Raw genomic sequence first — 15,623 nt, forward strand, 5'->3', positions numbered from 1 at the left:
AACGGATCGCCCTTCGGTCAGGGAGCGACTCTGCGGTTGGCCTCGAACGCCGCGTGGGTCAGCGGCATGATCTTCGCCCACTCCTCTTCCATCTTCTCGGCCACCATCTCGATCTCCCGCTGCGGGAACGATGGGAAGGCCGAGTCGTCGTGCCGGGTGCGCAGCGACAGGAAGTTCATCAGGGCCCGGGCATTACAGGTCGCATACATCGACGAGTAGAGCCCGACGGGAAGCACGGTACGGGCCACCTCCCGGGCGACGCCCGCGTCGAGCATCTCCCGATAGGCGGCGTACGCCTTGCGGTACGCCCCCCGGGTGGCCTCGGCCGTCAGCTTGTGCTGTTCGGGCGTGCCCTCGACGAAGTCGTACTTTCCCGGTTTTCCGACCTGGACGAGCCTCCGCTCCGGTCCCGGAACGTAGAAGACCGGCCGGAGCTCGCGGTAACGCCCGCTCTCCTCGTTGTAGCTGAACGTGCGGTGCCGCATGAACTCGCGGAACACGAAGATCGGCGCCTGCACGTAGAAGGTCATGGAGGAGTGTTCGAAGGGCGTGCCGTGCCGGTCGCGCATCAGGAAATTGATCAGCCCTTTCGACCGTTCCGGGTCGGCCTGGACGTCGGCGAGGGAGTTCTCACCCTTGGTGGAGACCCGGGCGGCCCAGATCACGTCGGCGTCCGAGGCGGCATGCTTGATCAGCTCAACCGTCACGTCGCTACGGAACTCGATCTGGTCTCCCACCGGTCGCCTCCTAGTCGCCCGTTCGCGCTCAGCGACTCTAGCCCGCCGCGGTGCCGGCCCGGCGGTCACCACGGGTTGAGGTTGGCGGTCGGCGGCCCAGCCGGCTCAGACCTTGCGCCACTGGGGGACCCAGGCGCCGTCCTCGACGGTGTAGTCGCCGAACAGGGACGGCGCTTCCTTGTGCATGACCTCCGCCACCTTGCCGAACACCAGGCGGATCTCCTCTTCGGCGCCCGCCGCCGTGCGGGCCTCGATCACGTGCCGGAGCGTACGGACGTTCGCCGTCCAGACAAGGCCCGTGCCGACGCCCTCGGGGGCGAAGCGGCGCATGAAGCTGGTCCTGTGCTTCTTCTCCTTGAACGGCACGCCCTCATCGTCGAGGCCGAAGTGGCCGGCCATCCAGCCCTGGAACTCCTCCAGCTGGTCGAGGACGGCCGTGGCACGCTTCATCAGCTCGGCGTCGGCCCGTGCCCACTCGGGGAACCAGAACGGGATCTCCTGGAGCCGTACGAAGCGCAGCGACTCCTGTGAGATGGCCACGCCGGGCCGATGTCTGGCCAGCTCATGGGTCAGCACACGGCTGACGTTGTGCAGGACGAAGGAGAAACTGACGTGCTCCAGCACCGAGCCGTGCAGGCTCCGGAGGATGTTCTCCAGGTACGCCGCCTGGTCGGTGCGGACCCGCGTGACGTTCGGGTTCAGGCCGGGCTCCCAGGAGCGGTAGCACAGCCGTCCGGCGAACTCCGCGAGGTTCTCCGGATCGTTCAGCTCCGCGTCGAGATCACCGCGGTCCAGTCGCTCCAGCCAGCTCTCGCCCCCCACGTCGGCGAGGTAGCGCGCCACCTCGTCGTAGTCGAGCTCGGGACGTGCGACCAGGTAGACCTCGGGTTCAACGCTCTTCATGAGGCCTAAGCGTAGTGGTTGACGCGGTAATGGACGTCTTATCCGAACACTCCTGACAGGTATAACTGATGTCGAGCACCTGCCCCAGGAGGAGCCGTGACCGAGACCACGATCACCAGGACCGGCGCCTATCGGCCCCGGCCGATCAGCTTCCTCAAGGTGGACGAGTCGGCCGGCTGGCGGCTGAAGTTCTACGGCATCACCGCGGAGGGCGAGCGCCCCCGGCCCGAGCTGGTGAAGACCGCCGAGTTGCTGGCCCCTACGGCGCTGCCGAGCCCGGCGGCGCACAGCGGCGGCGACGACCCGTACGACATCGACCGGTACGGCGTCGGCTTCGTCATCGTGCATGACGCCCCCGACTACGCGTTCGTCCTCTACCACTGGTGGGCCGGGGAGAACGAGATCCACCAGCGCATCTTCTCCGCGCTGCCGAACCGCCTCGGCGCCATGCGACCGCACCCCACCCCCGCGATCGGGTGCGTATGGGAGCTGGCCGTGACCGACTTCGAGCGGCGTGCCTGGCTCCAGGACGTCCTCACGAACGCCGACGGCCCCGACGTCGAGGCCTACCTGGCCGAGCACTTCGAGGGAGAGATTTGAACAAGGTCTTTGGCGCGTGCCCACTGGACTGCCCGGACGCGTGCTCCTGGGTGGTGAGCGTCGAGGACGGCGAGGCCGTGGGCATGCGCGGCAACCCGGCCCACCCGGTGACCCGCGGAGCGCTCTGCGTGAAGGTCAACCGCTACCTCGAACAGACCCGCGCCGAGGATCGCATCCTGCATCCGCTGCGCCGCGTCGGGCGCAAGGGCGAGGGCCGGTTCGAGCGGATCAGCTGGGACGAGGCCCTCGACGAGATCGCCTCGCGGCTCGGTGAGATCCGGGAGACGCACGGCGGGCAGGCGATCTGGCCGTTCCACGGCACCGGGTCCCTCGGCTACATCCAGGGCCTCGAAGGGTTCGCCGGCCGCCGGTTCTTCAACGTGCTCGGCGCGTCGATCCACGACCCGACCATCTGCTCCATCGCCGGTAGCAGGGGCCTGAAGTACACCCTGGGCACGGCCGGCGGCATGGACCCGGAGGACTTCGCCCGCTCGAAGCTGATCCTGCTGTGGGGCACCAACCCGCTGACCAGCGGCCACCACGTGTGGAAGTTCATCCAGGACGCCCGGCGTGACGGCGCGTACGTCGTCGCGATCGACCCGGTGCGCACCCGCTCGGCGGCGCAGGCCGACGAGCACCTGGCCCCGCTGCCCGGCACGGACGCGGCCCTGGCCCTCGGGCTGATGCACGTGATCGTACGGATGGGGGCGCACGACCAGGCGTACATCGACCGGCACACGCTCGGGTGGGAGGAGTTCCGGGCGCGGATCGAGGAGTTCCCGCCGGACCGCGTCGCGCGGATCACCGGCCTGCCGGAGGAGCGGATCGTCGCGCTCGCCGAGCGGATCGCCCGGACCCGTCCCACCGCGATCCGCGCCACGCAGGGCATGCAGCGGCACGCGGGCGGCGGCATGGCGCTGCGCACGCTCGCCTGCCTGCCAGGCGTGACCGGCGACTGGGCGCTGCCCGGCGGCGGCCTGTGCTACTCGACGAGCGGGCACTTCAAGCTGAACCTGCCGGGGCTGGTGCGGATCGACCTGCTGCCGCACCCGGTCCGGGCCCTGTCGATGACACGGCTCGGCGAGGGCCTGCTCGACGTGGACGACCCGCCGGTCAAGGCGTTGTTCGTCATCGCCGCGAACCCGGTCGGCAGCAACCCGCACCAGACCAAGGTGCGCCGGGGCCTCGCCCGCGAGGACCTGTTCACCGTCGTGCTGGAGCACTTCCCGACCGACACGACCGACTACGCCGACATCGTGCTGCCCGCCACGATGCAGACCGAGCACCTGGACGTCATCGCCGGGTACGGCCACCTTTACCTGGTGTGGAACGAGCCCGCGGTCGCGCCGCCGGGCGAGTGCCTGTCCACGTCGGAGACGTTCCGCCGCCTCGCCCACCGGATGGGCCTGACCGAGCCGAGCCTGTACGACTCCGACGAGGACCTCGCGCGGCAGCTCATCGACTTCCCGCACCCGTCCCTCGCCGGGATCACCGTGGAGGCGCTGCGCAAGCAGGGGTTCGCCCGGTTGAACGTCGCCCGGCCGTTCCTGCCGTTCGCCGACGGGTTCCCGACGACGTCGGGCCGGCTGGAGTTCTACTCCAAGCCCGCGACCCGCGTCGGGCTCGACCCGCTGCCCGGCTACACCCCGCCCGCCGACCCCGGTGACGGGCTCGTCCTCATCTCCGCGGCGTCGCACCACTTCCTCAACACGACGTTCGGCAACAACCCGGAGCTTCGCCGGCGGACGGGCGCCCCGACGGTCACCGTGCACCCGGACGACGCCGCCGCGCGCGGCGTCACCGACGGAGCACGCATCCGGGTGTCGAACGCCCGAGGGTCCTTCGAGGCCGTCGCCCAGGTGTCCGACCGCGTACGGCCCGGGGTGGCGGCGACGACGAAGGGGCACTGGGCGAAGTTCAACGGCGGCGCGACGGTCAACGCGACCGTCGACGAGCGCGACTCCGACATGGGCGGCGGCGCCGTCTTCCACGACAACCGCGTCGAGATCAGTCCGCTTCAGGTGACGTCGTAGGCCACGATCGCGGTCGGGCTCCCGCCGCCCCCGTCCCGCAGACACACCCGCACGATCGTGACCGGCGAACCGCTCAGGCGAAGGCGGCCGCTCACGGGACGGCCCGCTGCCGCATGCGGGTCGCCCAGCGGTCGGCCCAGTGGTCGAGTCGCGTCAGGTCGGTGGCGAGGTCCTGGCCATCGGCGGTCAGGGCGTAGCCGCGTTCCGTGCGGTGGACGATTCCCGCCTCACCGAGTTCGGCGAGGCGCTGGGCGAGCACGCTGGAGGAGACCCCGTCGCATCGCTGCTGGAGCCCGCGGAACGTGGGCCCAGGGGTCTGCGCGAGCTCCCAGATGATGCGCAGAGTCCATCGGTGGCCGAGCAGATCGAGCAAGGCCATGATCGGCCGCCCCGTCGCCGAGCCACGGACCCGCCGGCCAGGCAGCGGTGTCGCCGAGCGGTCGTCTGAGTCGCGGGCCATCCCTGTCCTTGTCAACGAGGAGCGCTTGATCGGCTACGTGCTTCTACTTTCGAAGCACTCATGTTAGCGTCCCAGCGTGCCTCGTTTTTCGAAGCAGACGCCGGCGCCGCGTCTCACGCCTGCCGAACCTCCCTACGACCCCGACACCGCCGAAGCCCTCCAAGCGCTGGGCCCGCCGCTCGCCCTGTTCCGGATCTTCGCCCGCCGGCCGGAGCGAGCCGCGGGCATCCATCAGTGGGGGCGGTACTACATGTCACGCCGATCAGCGCTGTCGTTGCGCCATCGCGAGCTGGTGATCGGCCGGACGACCGCCCGCTGCGGAGCCGAGTACGAGTGGGGCATCCACATCGCGGTCTTCGCGGACAGGGTCGGCCTCGACGCCGAGCAGATCCGTTCCCTCGCCACGGGGACTCCGGACGACGCCTGCTGGACCGAACCGGCCGATCGCGCGGTGCTCCACGCCGTGGACGGGCTGTATGACGCCGGCGACCTTGGGGACGACCGGTGGCAGGAGCTGATGGCCGCCGTCGGCGCCGAGGCCGCCATAGACCTCATGCTGGTGTGCGGGTGGTACCACGCGATCTCGTTCGTCGCGCGCGTCTTGCGCCTGCCACCCGAGCCCGGCACCCCGGCCTTCTCCGACTAGCAGCGCGTGACCGCCTCGTTCAGACCATCCTGACCGGGCTACGGCCAAGCGACCCCGACTAGGGGGTGTCCACCGGGCGCCCCTAGGCCGAATCGAGAAAGTACAGGCGGCGGGCGTTGTCGGCGCCGATGAGGCGGGCGATGCGGGCGGCGTCGGCCACCGACCACTCCCCTGCGCGCTCGGTGAGCACAGCGGTCAGGCCCTGCCGGTGATAGTGCGCGCCGAGGTGGCACAGCTCGGCGAGGCCATAGCAGTCGGTGCTGAACAGGATCTTGTGGAACGGGGCCAGCTCCAGGACCTCGGCGATCACTCGCGCCGACGACGCAGCGGTGTGGGTGACCGTCAGCCCGACGTCGGCGTACACGTGCGGGAACACCGCGGCCAGGTAGGCGGCCTCCCGGATGTACGGATAGCAGTGCAGGAGGACGATCGGCGCGGGCACCGCCCGGATGAAGTCGGTCAGCAGCGCGGGGTTCGCCCGGTGCAGCGACAGGTCCGGGTCGCCGAACCCGGTGTGGACCTGCAGCGGCAGCCCGTAGTCGCCGGCGATCTCGGCCGCGGTCCACAGAGCGTGCCGCAGCAGCACCGGGTCGGTGAGGCGTCCCGGCCCGGCGAGCCAGCGCGTCGCCGCCGCCGTCACCTCTCCGGGGCTCGGCGGGCGCGGGTCGAAGTCCAGCCCGATCCGGTAGGCGACGACCGTCTTCAGCCCGACGGCCCGGTCCGCGCGCCATGCGAGCTCCTCGGCGAACTCGGCGGCGTACGCCGTCGCCGACCGCCCGCGACCGGCCACCTCCTCCGCCACCGACTCGATCCGGACGATCTCATGTGACCGGGCGTCGCCGAGAAGGCCCATCTCCTCCGGCGTCAGCAGCGCCTCGTCGGCCAGGCCGGTGTCGACGCAGAAGTCGGCGATGCGGGCGGCGCGAAGCAGCCGCCGGTTCGCCTCCTCGGCCCCCAACTCCGCCCGCCGGTCGAGGTAGGCGCCGGGGGGTGCGTACGGTTCGAGGCCGAGGACGGGCGCGCACCAGCACCGGATCGCCAGGCCGACGGGGGTGTCGAAGTGGGTGGTGCCGGCCGACGACGGGCCGCCTTCGGTCATGAGCCCTTCGAAGGCGGCACGGGTGAGGTCGTCGCGGCGTACGCCGTGGCAGTGGTGGTCGACGAGCGGCATCGCCAGGGCCTCGTTGAGCGCGTCGCCTGCCGTCACGACTGAACAATGCCCCGGCACGGGTTCCGCCATGCCGGGGAGTGTTCACGGCCCGCCCGCCGGGCTTCACGACCCGATGCGCGCCTCACCCGTCGGGCTGCGCGGCCGGGTCCGCATCTCACCCGCCGGCTTCACGACCCGGTGCGCACCTCGCCGCCGGACCTCGCGGCCGGGCGCGGTACCGCGCCCGGCCGCTTCGCATGCGAGGGCGTCGTCAGCGCGGGGTCTTGCGGCAGAGGTGCAGCAGGTTGGTGATGATCTGGTGCCCGGTCTCGCCGGTCGCGGTCAGGATGGACTCCGGGTGGAACTGCACCGCCCACCGGCGGCGCGCCGGGTCCTCGATGGCCATGACGACGTCGTCGAGCATCGCGGTGGCCGCGAAATCGCCGCGGACCTGGCCGGCCTTGGCGTGCAGCGAGTGGTAGCGGGCCGCGGTGAACTCGGTGGGCAGTCCGGCGAACAGCTCACCGCCGGTGACCGCCACGCGACCCGGCTTGCCGTGCGCCGGTTCGGGCAGCAGGGCGAGCTCCCCGCCGGCGTGCTCCACCATGGCCTGCAGCCCGAGGCAGACGCCGAAGGACGGGATGTCTCGGGCATAGACGGCGTCGAGCAGGGCGGCGGTGTCGAAGTCGGACGGCCGGCCGGGACCCGGCGACAGCACGACCAGGTCGGGCCGGATCTCGTCGAGCATCTTGTCGGGGAATCCGAACCGCAGCGTCGTCACGTCCGCGCCCTGCTGCCGGAAGTAGTCGGCGAGGGTGTTGACGAAGGAGTCCTGGTGGTCGACGAGCAGGACGGTCAGCCCCTCGCCGGCGCGCTCGTGCGCGGCGGCGCGGGCGGCGGCCTCGTCCTCGCCCGTCGGGGACAGCGCCTCGAGCAGCGCCCTCGCCTTCAGGTAGGTCTCGCGCTCCTCGGCGTCCGGGTCGGAGTCGTACAGCAGGGTCGCCCCGGCGCGTACGGCGGCGACACCGTCGCGGATCTGGGCGGTGCGCAGGGTCAGGCCGGTGTTCATCGAGCCGTCGAAGCCGATGCAGCCGACGGCGCCGCCGTACCAGCGCCGCGGGGTGTCCTCGTGGTCCTCGATGAACTGCATCGCCCAGGTCTTCGGCGCGCCGGTCACGGTGACCGCCCACATGTGGGTGAGGAACGCGTCGAGCGCGTCGTAGCCCGGGCGCAGCCGGCCCTCGATGTGGTCGACCGTGTGGATCAGCCGGGAGTACATCTCGATCTGCCGCCGGCCGATCACCTTGACGCTGCCGGGGACGCAGACCCGCGACTTGTCGTTGCGGTCGACGTCGGTGCACATGGTGAGCTCGGACTCGTCCTTGGCCGAGTTGAGCAGCTCGCGGATGTTGTCGGCGTCCTCGAGCGGGTCGCCGCCGCGCCGGATCGTCCCGGAGATCGGGCAGGTCTCGACCCGGTCGCCGGTGACGCGCACGAACATCTCCGGGGACGCGCCGACGAGGTACTCCCCCTCGCCGAGGTTGAAGAAGAACTCGTACGGGGCCGGGTTCGTGACCCGTAGTCGTTCGAAGAAGGCCGCCGGGGAGTCGCACGGCCCGTACATGACGTGGCCCGGCACGACCTCGAACAGGTCGCCGCGGATGAACTTCTCCTTCGCCTCGCGGACGACGTCGGCGTACGCGCCCGGCCTCGGCTGCGCCGGCAGTTCCCGGGGCCGCGCCGCCGGGGTCGGCTCGGTGGCCCTCGGCAGGCCGCGCGTGCTGACACCGCCGATCTCGAAGTCGTACGACATGCGGGCCGAGGTCTCGCGCTTGCGGTCGACCACGATCATCTGGTCGGCGAGGTGGAGGACGAGGTCGCGCTGGTCGGCCGGTCGGTCGATGGTCAGCCGGATCGGCTCGAACTGGAACGCCAGGTCGTAGCCGAAGGCGCCGTACAGGCCGAGGTGCGGGTCGTCGCCGCGGAACAGGTCGGTGACGGCGCGCAGGGCGGTGAAGACGGTGGGCCGGCGGCTGCGTTCCTCCTCGGTGAAGACCTCGTCGGTGGAGGGGACGAAGACCTCGATGCCGTCGGGGATGTCCGCGGGTTCGCCGGTGGCGGCGACGGCCTCGGAGATGGCGGGCAGGAGGACGCGACCGCGGTCGTTCAGCGCGCGGACCGCGAGCCGGCGGCCCCGTGCGACGATCTCCAGGCAGGGGTCGATGTACGCCATGTGCCACCGGCTGTACCGGCCGGGGTACTCCATGCCCGAGCTCAGCACGCCGCCCCGGCGCTCCCCCACGGCCTGGACGAGCGCGTCGAGCGCGTTGCTCTTGCGCGCGGAGTCCACCGGCATATCGGTACGTGTGACGTGTATGCCGCCGGCCGTCACATATTCGGTCGTCGTCTCCACGATCGGCCCCTTGATATCGGGCCTTCTCCCGGCGGAGAGGGTGACACGACCGCCGGACGAAGGCGGTCGCTGCGGTGTCAGAGAATGCGTAACCCGCGCCGCCTAGCGGCGCCACCACCACTGGGTTGTCCGGGTTCGCATAGGTCGAAGGCTACCCGGTCGCGACCGGCCGCGCCACCGCGTGCCGCTCGGCGCCGCACCCGTCGTGACCAGGACGGCAGGCAGAGGCCGAAGCCGTACGGCGCTGAGACCGAACCGAGACTTGGCGCTGGTGAAATTTGTGTTAAGAAATCCCATTAACGCTGTCCGGAATGTCCTCCGGGCAGCGTTCCCGCGTGTTTCATCAACGAGGAGGACCGTTGGCCGAGACCAACCCCGGGCCGCGCCGCCGCGACCGCAGCCCCTGGAACTGGCTGCTCGTCCTTCCAGTCGTCGTGCCGCTGCTGACATTCCTGTTCAACAAGAACGAGCCACGGCTGGCCGGATTCCCCTTCTTCTACTGGGTCCAGTTCGCGTTCATCATCCTCGGCGTCGGCTGCACGACCGTGGTGTACCTGATGACGCGCGGCGGCTCCGGCTCGAAGGAGGGCTGACCCGATGACCGGTCGGCACCTCACCGAGATCATCGTTTTCGGGGTCCTGTTCCTCCTCGTCAGTGTGCTGGGCTTCGTGGCCGCGCGCTGGCGCCGCCCGAACACCATGCACTCCCTCGACGAGTGGGGTCTGGGCGGCCGCAGCTTCGGCTCGTGGGTCACCTGGTTCCTCATCGGCGGCGACCTCTACACCGCGTACACCTTCGTCGCGGTGCCCGCGCTCGTCTTCGGCGCCGGCGCGGCGGGCTTCTACGCGGTCCCGTACACGATCGTCGTCTACCCGCTGGTCTTCCTCGTGCTGATCCGCCTGTGGTCGGTGTCGCACGTGCACGGCTTCGTCACGCCCGCCGACTTCGTCCGCGCGCGGTTCGGATCGCCGCTGCTCGCACTCCTGATCGCCATCACCGGCATCGTCGCGACCATGCCGTACATCGCGCTGCAGCTCGTCGGCATCCAGGCGACCCTGAAGGCGATGGGCGTGACCGGCCACTGGCCGATCGTCATCGCGTTCGCGATCCTGGCGGCCTACACCTACCAGTCGGGCCTTCGCGCCCCGGCGCTGATCGCGTTCATCAAGGACGCGCTGATCTACATCGTGATCATCGTCGCGGTGCTCTACATCCCGCACAAGCTCGGCGGCTGGAGCCACATCTTCGGCGCGGCGCAGGCGAAGTTCGACAAGACGCCCGCCCCGGCCGACGGCACCCTGCTCAACTCGAACAACCAGCTCAACTACGCGATGCTCGCGCTCGGCTCGGCGCTGGCGCTGTTCCTGTACCCACACAGCGTCACCGGCGTGCTGGCCAGCAAGAACCGCAACGTCATCAAGCGGAACATGGCCGCGCTGCCGGCCTACAGCTTCGTGCTCGGCCTCATCGCGCTGCTCGGCTTCATGGCCATCGCGGCCGGCATCACGCCGATCAAGACCAACGGCAAGGTGGACGGCAACACGGTCGTCCCGCTGCTGTTCGACCACATGTTCCCGAGCTGGTTCGCCGGCGTCGCGTACGCCGCGGTCGGCATCGGCGCGCTCGTGCCCGCCGCGATCATGTCGATCGCCGCCGCCAACCTGTTCACCCGCAACATCTACCGGGAGTACTTCCGCCGGGACGCGAGTGAGGCCGAGGAGGCGAAGGTCAGCAAGCTCGTCTCGCTGGTCGTCAAGGTCGGCGCGGTCGCATGCATCCTGCTGCTCGACCCGCAGTTCTCCATCGACCTGCAGCTGATCGGCGGCGTCATCATCCTGCAGACGCTCCCGGCGGTCGGGCTCGGCCTGATCACCCGGTGGTTCCACCGCGGCGGGCTGGTGGCCGGCCTGGTCGTGGGCCTGATCGCGGGCCTGTGGATGCTGTACCGGATCCCGAACCCGGCGACGAAGAAGTTGCACTTCGGCGGCTCGGCGTACCCGCTGAGCGACCTCGGGTTCGACACCAAGCTGACGGTGTACGTGGGCATGCTCGCCCTCCTCGTCAACCTGGTCGTCGCCATCGTCGCGACGCTCGTGCTGAAGGCGCTCAGGACCGCCGACGGCGTCGACGCCACCCGCGCGGACGACTACTACGCCGACGAAGGCGACCCCAAGGTCGCCGCCGGCAGCCGCGAGATCGAAGCCGAGCTCACCTGACGGTTCTGGAGTGAGGCCGCGGCGGCCGTTCCCGTGCGGGGACGGCCGCCGGCGGCGCCGTCCGGCCGCGGGACGCACTCTGAACCCGGTCTCGACCGAGCTCCCGCCCATCTCATCGGGCGTCAGGGGAGGGTCAGGACGAGCGGCCCGTCGTCGGTGACGGCCACCGAGTGCTCAACGTGGACCGTGCGGCTGCCGTCACCGCTGCACAGGGACCAGCCGTCCTCGGCCATCGCGTAGTCGTCCCCACCTCCGGCCATCAGGCTCGGCTCGATGGCGATGACCAGGCCGGGGCGGAGCCGCATGCCGTGCCCCGGGCGGCCCTCGTTGGGCACGAACGGGCCCTCGTGCATGGCCCGCCCGATGCCGTGGCCGGCGAAGTCGTTCTGGATGCCGTAGCCGGCCATGCGGCCGATGCGGGACATGGCCTGGCCGATGTCGCCCAGCCGCCCGCCCGGCACGGCCTCCTTGATCCCGGCGGCCAGCATGCGCTCGGCCGTCGCGATCAGGTCGCCGTCGCCCGGGCGGGCCTGGCCGACGCAGAAGCTGACAGCCGCGTCGGCGTGCCAGCCATCGATGTGGGCGCCACAGTCGATGCTCAACAGGTCGCCGTCGCGGAGGCGGTAGCCGGTGGGCAGGCCGTGCAGCATGACCTCGTTCACCGAGGTGCAGATCACGCCGGGGTAGGGCATGGCGCCGAACGACGGATGGTAGCCGAGGAAGGACGATCCGGCCCCGGCCTCGTGCATGATCTGGCGGGCCAGCTCGTCGAGCTCGCGCAGGGACACCCCGGCGGTCGCGTGCGACCGGACCTGCGCGTGCACCGCCGCGACCACCCGGCCGGCCTCGCGCATCACCTCGATCTCGCCGGCGGTCTTGAGCTCGATCAACTTCTGCCTCCTCTGCATTCCAATAACTATACCGGTATTAGTATTGGGCCCATGGTACGAGAACCGCTGTCGATCGCCGACCGCCTGCGCGGGGAACGGCTCGGCGACCTGCTGCGCGAGGCCAGGGGTTCACGCAGCATCACCGACGTGGCACTCCGGGCCGGGATCTCCCCCGAGACGCTGCGGAAGATCGAGAGGGGCCGCATCCCCACACCGGCCTTCTTCACGGTCGTCGCCGTCGCCGGGGTTCTGGAACTGTCACTCGACGGACTGCTGGCTCAGGTCAGCCCGCCCACCACGGCCGCCGAAGCCACGGGCGAAGCCGTCGCGAACACCCTGGGCGACGGCGTGCGCAGAGCCGCGGGATGACGGTTCGTCGGCTCAGGTAGTGGCGAGGGCCCGGGTCGAGGTTTCGAGGATGTCGCCGAGAGCCGTACGGGCCTGGGTGAGGTCGGCGATGCGGGAGTCAAGGTCAGGGTCAACAGCTCTCCGGACGGCCCCGGAGGCGTGCCGATCTTTGAAACGATGGGGCTCCCCCGACACCTGCTGGAGCGCGCATGGCCCGATCGCTGTCCTACTCCGACGCCGTCAAGCTGCTCGGCGGCGACAGCAAGATCGTTGCCACTCTCGACACCGTGCTCGGCGGCGCGCTCCTGGCGGCGACGACCGTGAACCCGAACTTCATCCTGTCCCTGTTCGACGCCAAGGGGGAGCTGGCGCGGGTCAGCGGTGAGCTGGTCAAGAACCTGCGCGACAAGGTCAACGGCCTTGGCCGGTTCGACCGCACCGAACGGCTCCAGGCCGCGCACACGATCGTCATCCTGACGGCCTTCTTCGAAGCGGTCGCCGATACGGGCCTGCCCGATCCCGGACTCGACCGATCTGAGCAGGTCGCCTTGGCTACCGGGGAGGCGGCCGGTTCCCACAGCCTCAAGACGGCGACCCGAGGCATTCTGCACCTCGATGTGCCGGGAATCGCCCCTCACCGGCCGTACGAGAAGTCCATTCGAGGACTCCGGGATTACTACGGCGGCCTCTCCGAGTACCTGGCCGACTTCCTGACCGGGCTGGCGCTCTGGGACTCACTCGATGAGACCGGCCGCGACCGGTTCATACGGATCCTGAGCGATGACGTTCCCGATCGGGCGGTCCGGCGCTATGAGGAGTCGCTCCGGCGCTTGGCAGGGGAATTCCCCGAGGTCGCCTACTGGATCAACCTCACCGATCATCAGGCGACCCGGAACGAGCTACGGTCGGGCCTCGCCGGGCTGGAACGCCTGATCACCGACATCCGTACCGGACGCCTGCCGGACGAGCGACGGGCCGCGCTGGCTCGCGAGTACCGGGCCGAACTCAAGAGAAGCGTGCTCCGATCCGGGGACGTCCCGGATGGCCTGCGCATTCCGTCCCTCGGTGAGGCGTACATCGACCATCGGTTCCGGGTGTCGGGGCTCGGCCAGACCGCCCAGCCCGACCAAGAGGGCTGGTGGGACGACCGGCCGGTGAGAGTCGATCTATACGAGTATCTCGCGGGCCACCTGACCTCCCCGGACGCCGTGCAGCGGCCGTTGCTGCTGCTCGGCCAGCCCGGGTCCGGCAAGTCGGTACTCACCAAGATCCTTGCGGCCCGGCTGCCGGCCTCCGACTTCCTGGTCGTGCGGGTGGTGCTCCGGGAGGTCCCGGCGGACACGGACGTCCAGACGCAGATCGAGCTCGCCGTCCGGGCCGCCACCGGAGAGCGGCTGACATGGCCCGACCTGGCTCGCAGTGCCGACGGCGCGTTGCCGCTCGTCCTGCTCGATGGCTTCGACGAGTTTCTCCAGGCGACGGGGGTGAGCCAATCCGACTATCTCGAGAAACTCGTACGGTTCCAGGAGCGTGAGGCCGATCAGGGACGGCCGGTGGCCGTGCTGGTCACCAGCCGGACGGCCGTCGCCGACCGCGTGCGCGTGCCGGCGGAGGGCGCGGTCGCGGTACGCCTGGAGCCGTTCGACGGCGAGCAGGTCGGCCGCTGGCTGGAGGTATGGAACGACGCGAACGCGGCCTACTTCGCCGAGCGTGGGCTGCGCCCGCTGGCGGCCGCCGCCCTCACCCATCGGGAGTTGGCCGAACAGCCACTTCTGCTGATGATGCTCGCCCTGTACGACGCCGACGGTAACGCGCTGCAGAGTGAGTCCGGACGGCTCGACCGGGCAGAGCTGTACGAGCGGCTGCTGATCCGTTTCGCGGAGCGGGAGGTCGCCAAGTCGGGGGCCTCGCTCGACGAGAGGCAGCAGCACCGAGCCGTCGAGGAGGAGCTGCTGCGGCTGTCCGTCACGGCGTTCGCCATGTTCAACCGGGGCCGCCAATGGGTGATCGAGGATGAGCTCAACGCCGATCTGAAGGCCCTTCTCGGTGACGACGGCGGGGCGACCGGCAGGTACGCGCCCTTGACTTCGGCCCAGACGGTCGTCGGCCGGTTCTTCTTCGTCCACCAGGCCCAGGCGCTGCGCGACCAGGTACGCCTGACCACCTGCGAGTTCCTGCACGCGACATTCGGCGAATACCTGATCGCACGCCTGATCGTCGATGAGCTGGCCCGGCTCGCGGACGACGCCGCACGCGACACCCGGCGCGCCCGGCAGACCGCGCCGGAGGACGACTTCCTGTACGCGCTGCTGTCCTTCACGCCGCTGTCGATCCGCCGCCCGACCGTGGACTTCCTGCAGTCGATGTGGGGGCGGCGACTGGACGACGACGCGGTGCTGGAGTTGCTTCTCACCTATTTCCATACGGCGCTCGACTCCCGCGCGCACGACCGCCACGCCGAGTACGCTCCGATCCGCCTGAGCGTGCCGGCCCGGCACGCCACGTACGCGGCCAACCTGGTCACCCTTCTGGCGGTCGCCGGAGACCCGATCGCGGCGAGCGCCCTGTTCCCCTCCGCCACGTTCCCCGTCAAGGACTGGCACGCCCTGGCCCTGCTCTGGCGTTCCCAGCTGACCGACGAAGCGTTCTTCAGCCTGGCCGAAACGCTATGTCTGGAGCGGGTGTGGCGTCAGGACGATGAGCGAGACCTCCACGTCACCTTCGGTGCCCCGATGCTGTACCCCGCCGACCCGACATGGCTCAGCGGCGGACCAACGGGGTTGATGAGGTTTGAGGAGATTCAGCTCGAGACCGTCTTCACGTGCGGCGTCCCCGGTGCCACCCTGCTTCATGCCGCCGAGGGGCTGGGCCCCCGTGTCGGCATGTTCACGGTCTTCCGGAAGACCGACATAAGCCCTTCCGTCGCGCATCTCCTCACACGGCTGCTGGCTCTGACCGCTTCACCGGAGACGCCGGACGCGGACCTCATCGACTGCTACGCCGATTGTCTAAAGGCCGCCGACGCTTGGAAGGACGTGTCCGTGTTCAGGATGGTCTTCCGCCAGCTCGCCCTCGACGCGGAGCGCCTGCCGCGCGAATGGCTGATGCAGGTCGCCACGCATTTCGGGGAGATGGTCCGGTCGGATCCGCAGCTGGCGGCGTACGCCAAGCGGGCGTTCGCCGGATTGGGCCTGCCGCCGGCCTCACTCGCCGACAGACCCTGAGC

Annotated in this window: 13 protein-coding genes; 7 read left to right on the top strand and 6 right to left on the bottom strand. The window is 70.1% G+C overall.

Annotated features, from left to right (window positions below):
- Window positions 1-17: 17 nt before the first annotated feature.
- Both thyX (AB0I04_RS37230) and thyX (AB0I04_RS37235) read right to left on the bottom strand, forming a co-directional pair.
- Window positions 18-737, bottom strand: a complete 720-nt coding sequence (thyX, locus tag AB0I04_RS37230; RefSeq protein WP_360895720.1) for an FAD-dependent thymidylate synthase — start codon at window positions 735-737, stop codon at window positions 18-20.
- A 105-nt stretch (window positions 738-842) separates the two neighbouring features.
- Window positions 843-1,640 carry an FAD-dependent thymidylate synthase gene (gene thyX, locus AB0I04_RS37235; protein WP_360895722.1) on the bottom strand — a complete coding sequence of 266 codons (798 nt, stop codon included), beginning with the start codon at window positions 1,638-1,640 and terminating at the stop codon, window positions 843-845.
- Window positions 1,641-1,736: 96 nt separating this feature from the next.
- On the opposite strand from thyX (AB0I04_RS37235), the gene AB0I04_RS37240 reads away from it, so the two are divergent.
- Together AB0I04_RS37240 and AB0I04_RS37245 are read left to right on the top strand one after the other, a co-directional pair.
- Window positions 1,737-2,240 carry a hypothetical protein gene (locus tag AB0I04_RS37240; protein ID WP_360895725.1) on the top strand — a complete coding sequence of 168 codons (504 nt, stop codon included), beginning with the start codon at window positions 1,737-1,739 and terminating at the stop codon, window positions 2,238-2,240.
- Complete coding sequence (locus AB0I04_RS37245) at window positions 2,237-4,273, top strand: molybdopterin oxidoreductase family protein (RefSeq protein ID WP_360895728.1); 2,037 nt, start codon at window positions 2,237-2,239, stop codon at window positions 4,271-4,273. Before AB0I04_RS37240 ends, AB0I04_RS37245 begins: the two co-directional genes overlap by 4 nt.
- Window positions 4,274-4,364: 91 nt before the next feature.
- On the opposite strand, the gene AB0I04_RS37250 is transcribed toward AB0I04_RS37245, so the two are convergent.
- Window positions 4,365-4,652 carry a helix-turn-helix domain-containing protein gene (locus tag AB0I04_RS37250; RefSeq protein WP_360895730.1) on the bottom strand — a complete coding sequence of 96 codons (288 nt, stop codon included), beginning with the start codon at window positions 4,650-4,652 and terminating at the stop codon, window positions 4,365-4,367.
- A 157-nt stretch (window positions 4,653-4,809) separates the two neighbouring features.
- On the opposite strand from AB0I04_RS37250, the gene AB0I04_RS37255 reads away from it, so the two are divergent.
- Window positions 4,810-5,379, top strand: a complete 570-nt coding sequence (locus AB0I04_RS37255) for a carboxymuconolactone decarboxylase family protein (protein ID WP_360895733.1) — start codon at window positions 4,810-4,812, stop codon at window positions 5,377-5,379.
- Between the two features lie 82 nt (window positions 5,380-5,461).
- Here the strand turns inward: AB0I04_RS37255 and AB0I04_RS37260 are convergent, their stop codons facing one another.
- Complete coding sequence (locus tag AB0I04_RS37260) at window positions 5,462-6,586, bottom strand: amidohydrolase family protein (RefSeq protein WP_360895736.1); 1,125 nt, start codon at window positions 6,584-6,586, stop codon at window positions 5,462-5,464.
- Window positions 6,587-6,800: 214 nt separating this feature from the next.
- Window positions 6,801-8,942 (bottom strand): anthranilate synthase component I, encoded by a 2,142-nt coding sequence (locus AB0I04_RS37265; RefSeq protein WP_360895739.1) that lies wholly within the window; start codon window positions 8,940-8,942, stop codon window positions 6,801-6,803.
- Window positions 8,943-9,301: 359 nt separating this feature from the next.
- On the opposite strand from AB0I04_RS37265, the gene AB0I04_RS37270 reads away from it, so the two are divergent.
- Window positions 9,302-9,535, top strand: coding sequence for a DUF3311 domain-containing protein (locus tag AB0I04_RS37270; protein ID WP_360895742.1), 234 nt, complete (start codon window positions 9,302-9,304; stop codon window positions 9,533-9,535).
- A gap of 4 nt (window positions 9,536-9,539) precedes the next feature.
- A complete protein-coding gene (mctP, locus tag AB0I04_RS37275; RefSeq protein ID WP_360895745.1) occupies window positions 9,540-11,159 on the top strand; it encodes a monocarboxylate uptake permease MctP in 1,620 nt (539 codons plus the stop codon).
- Between the two features lie 122 nt (window positions 11,160-11,281).
- On the opposite strand, the gene map is transcribed toward mctP, so the two are convergent.
- Window positions 11,282-12,067 carry a type I methionyl aminopeptidase gene (map, locus tag AB0I04_RS37280; RefSeq protein ID WP_360895748.1) on the bottom strand — a complete coding sequence of 262 codons (786 nt, stop codon included), beginning with the start codon at window positions 12,065-12,067 and terminating at the stop codon, window positions 11,282-11,284.
- Between the two features lie 33 nt (window positions 12,068-12,100).
- Between map and AB0I04_RS37285 the strand changes: the two genes are divergently transcribed.
- Together AB0I04_RS37285 and AB0I04_RS37290 are read left to right on the top strand one after the other, a co-directional pair.
- Window positions 12,101-12,418 (top strand): helix-turn-helix transcriptional regulator, encoded by a 318-nt coding sequence (locus tag AB0I04_RS37285; RefSeq protein ID WP_360895751.1) that lies wholly within the window; start codon window positions 12,101-12,103, stop codon window positions 12,416-12,418.
- Between the two features lie 188 nt (window positions 12,419-12,606).
- Window positions 12,607-15,621 carry a hypothetical protein gene (locus AB0I04_RS37290; protein ID WP_360895754.1) on the top strand — a complete coding sequence of 1,005 codons (3,015 nt, stop codon included), beginning with the start codon at window positions 12,607-12,609 and terminating at the stop codon, window positions 15,619-15,621.
- Window positions 15,622-15,623 lie beyond the last annotated feature (2 nt).

This window comes from Actinoallomurus sp. NPDC050550 (assembly GCF_040655075.1).
In the GTDB taxonomy this organism is placed as follows: Bacteria; Actinomycetota; Actinomycetes; order Streptosporangiales; family Streptosporangiaceae; genus Actinoallomurus.

Excerpts from the sequence above, each read along its gene's own strand:
- mctP (WP_360895745.1), top strand. The coding sequence starts at position 9,540 with ATGACCGGTCGGCACCTCACCGAGATCATCGTTTTCGGGGTCCTGTTC.
- AB0I04_RS37285 (WP_360895751.1), top strand. The coding sequence starts at position 12,101 with ATGGTACGAGAACCGCTGTCGATCGCCGACCGCCTGCGCGGGGAACGG.
- AB0I04_RS37290 (WP_360895754.1), top strand. The coding sequence starts at position 12,607 with ATGGCCCGATCGCTGTCCTACTCCGACGCCGTCAAGCTGCTCGGCGGC.
- map (WP_360895748.1), bottom strand. The coding sequence starts at position 12,067 with ATGCAGAGGAGGCAGAAGTTGATCGAGCTCAAGACCGCCGGCGAGATC.
- AB0I04_RS37250 (WP_360895730.1), bottom strand. The coding sequence starts at position 4,652 with ATGGCCTTGCTCGATCTGCTCGGCCACCGATGGACTCTGCGCATCATC.
- thyX (WP_360895722.1), bottom strand. The coding sequence starts at position 1,640 with ATGAAGAGCGTTGAACCCGAGGTCTACCTGGTCGCACGTCCCGAGCTC.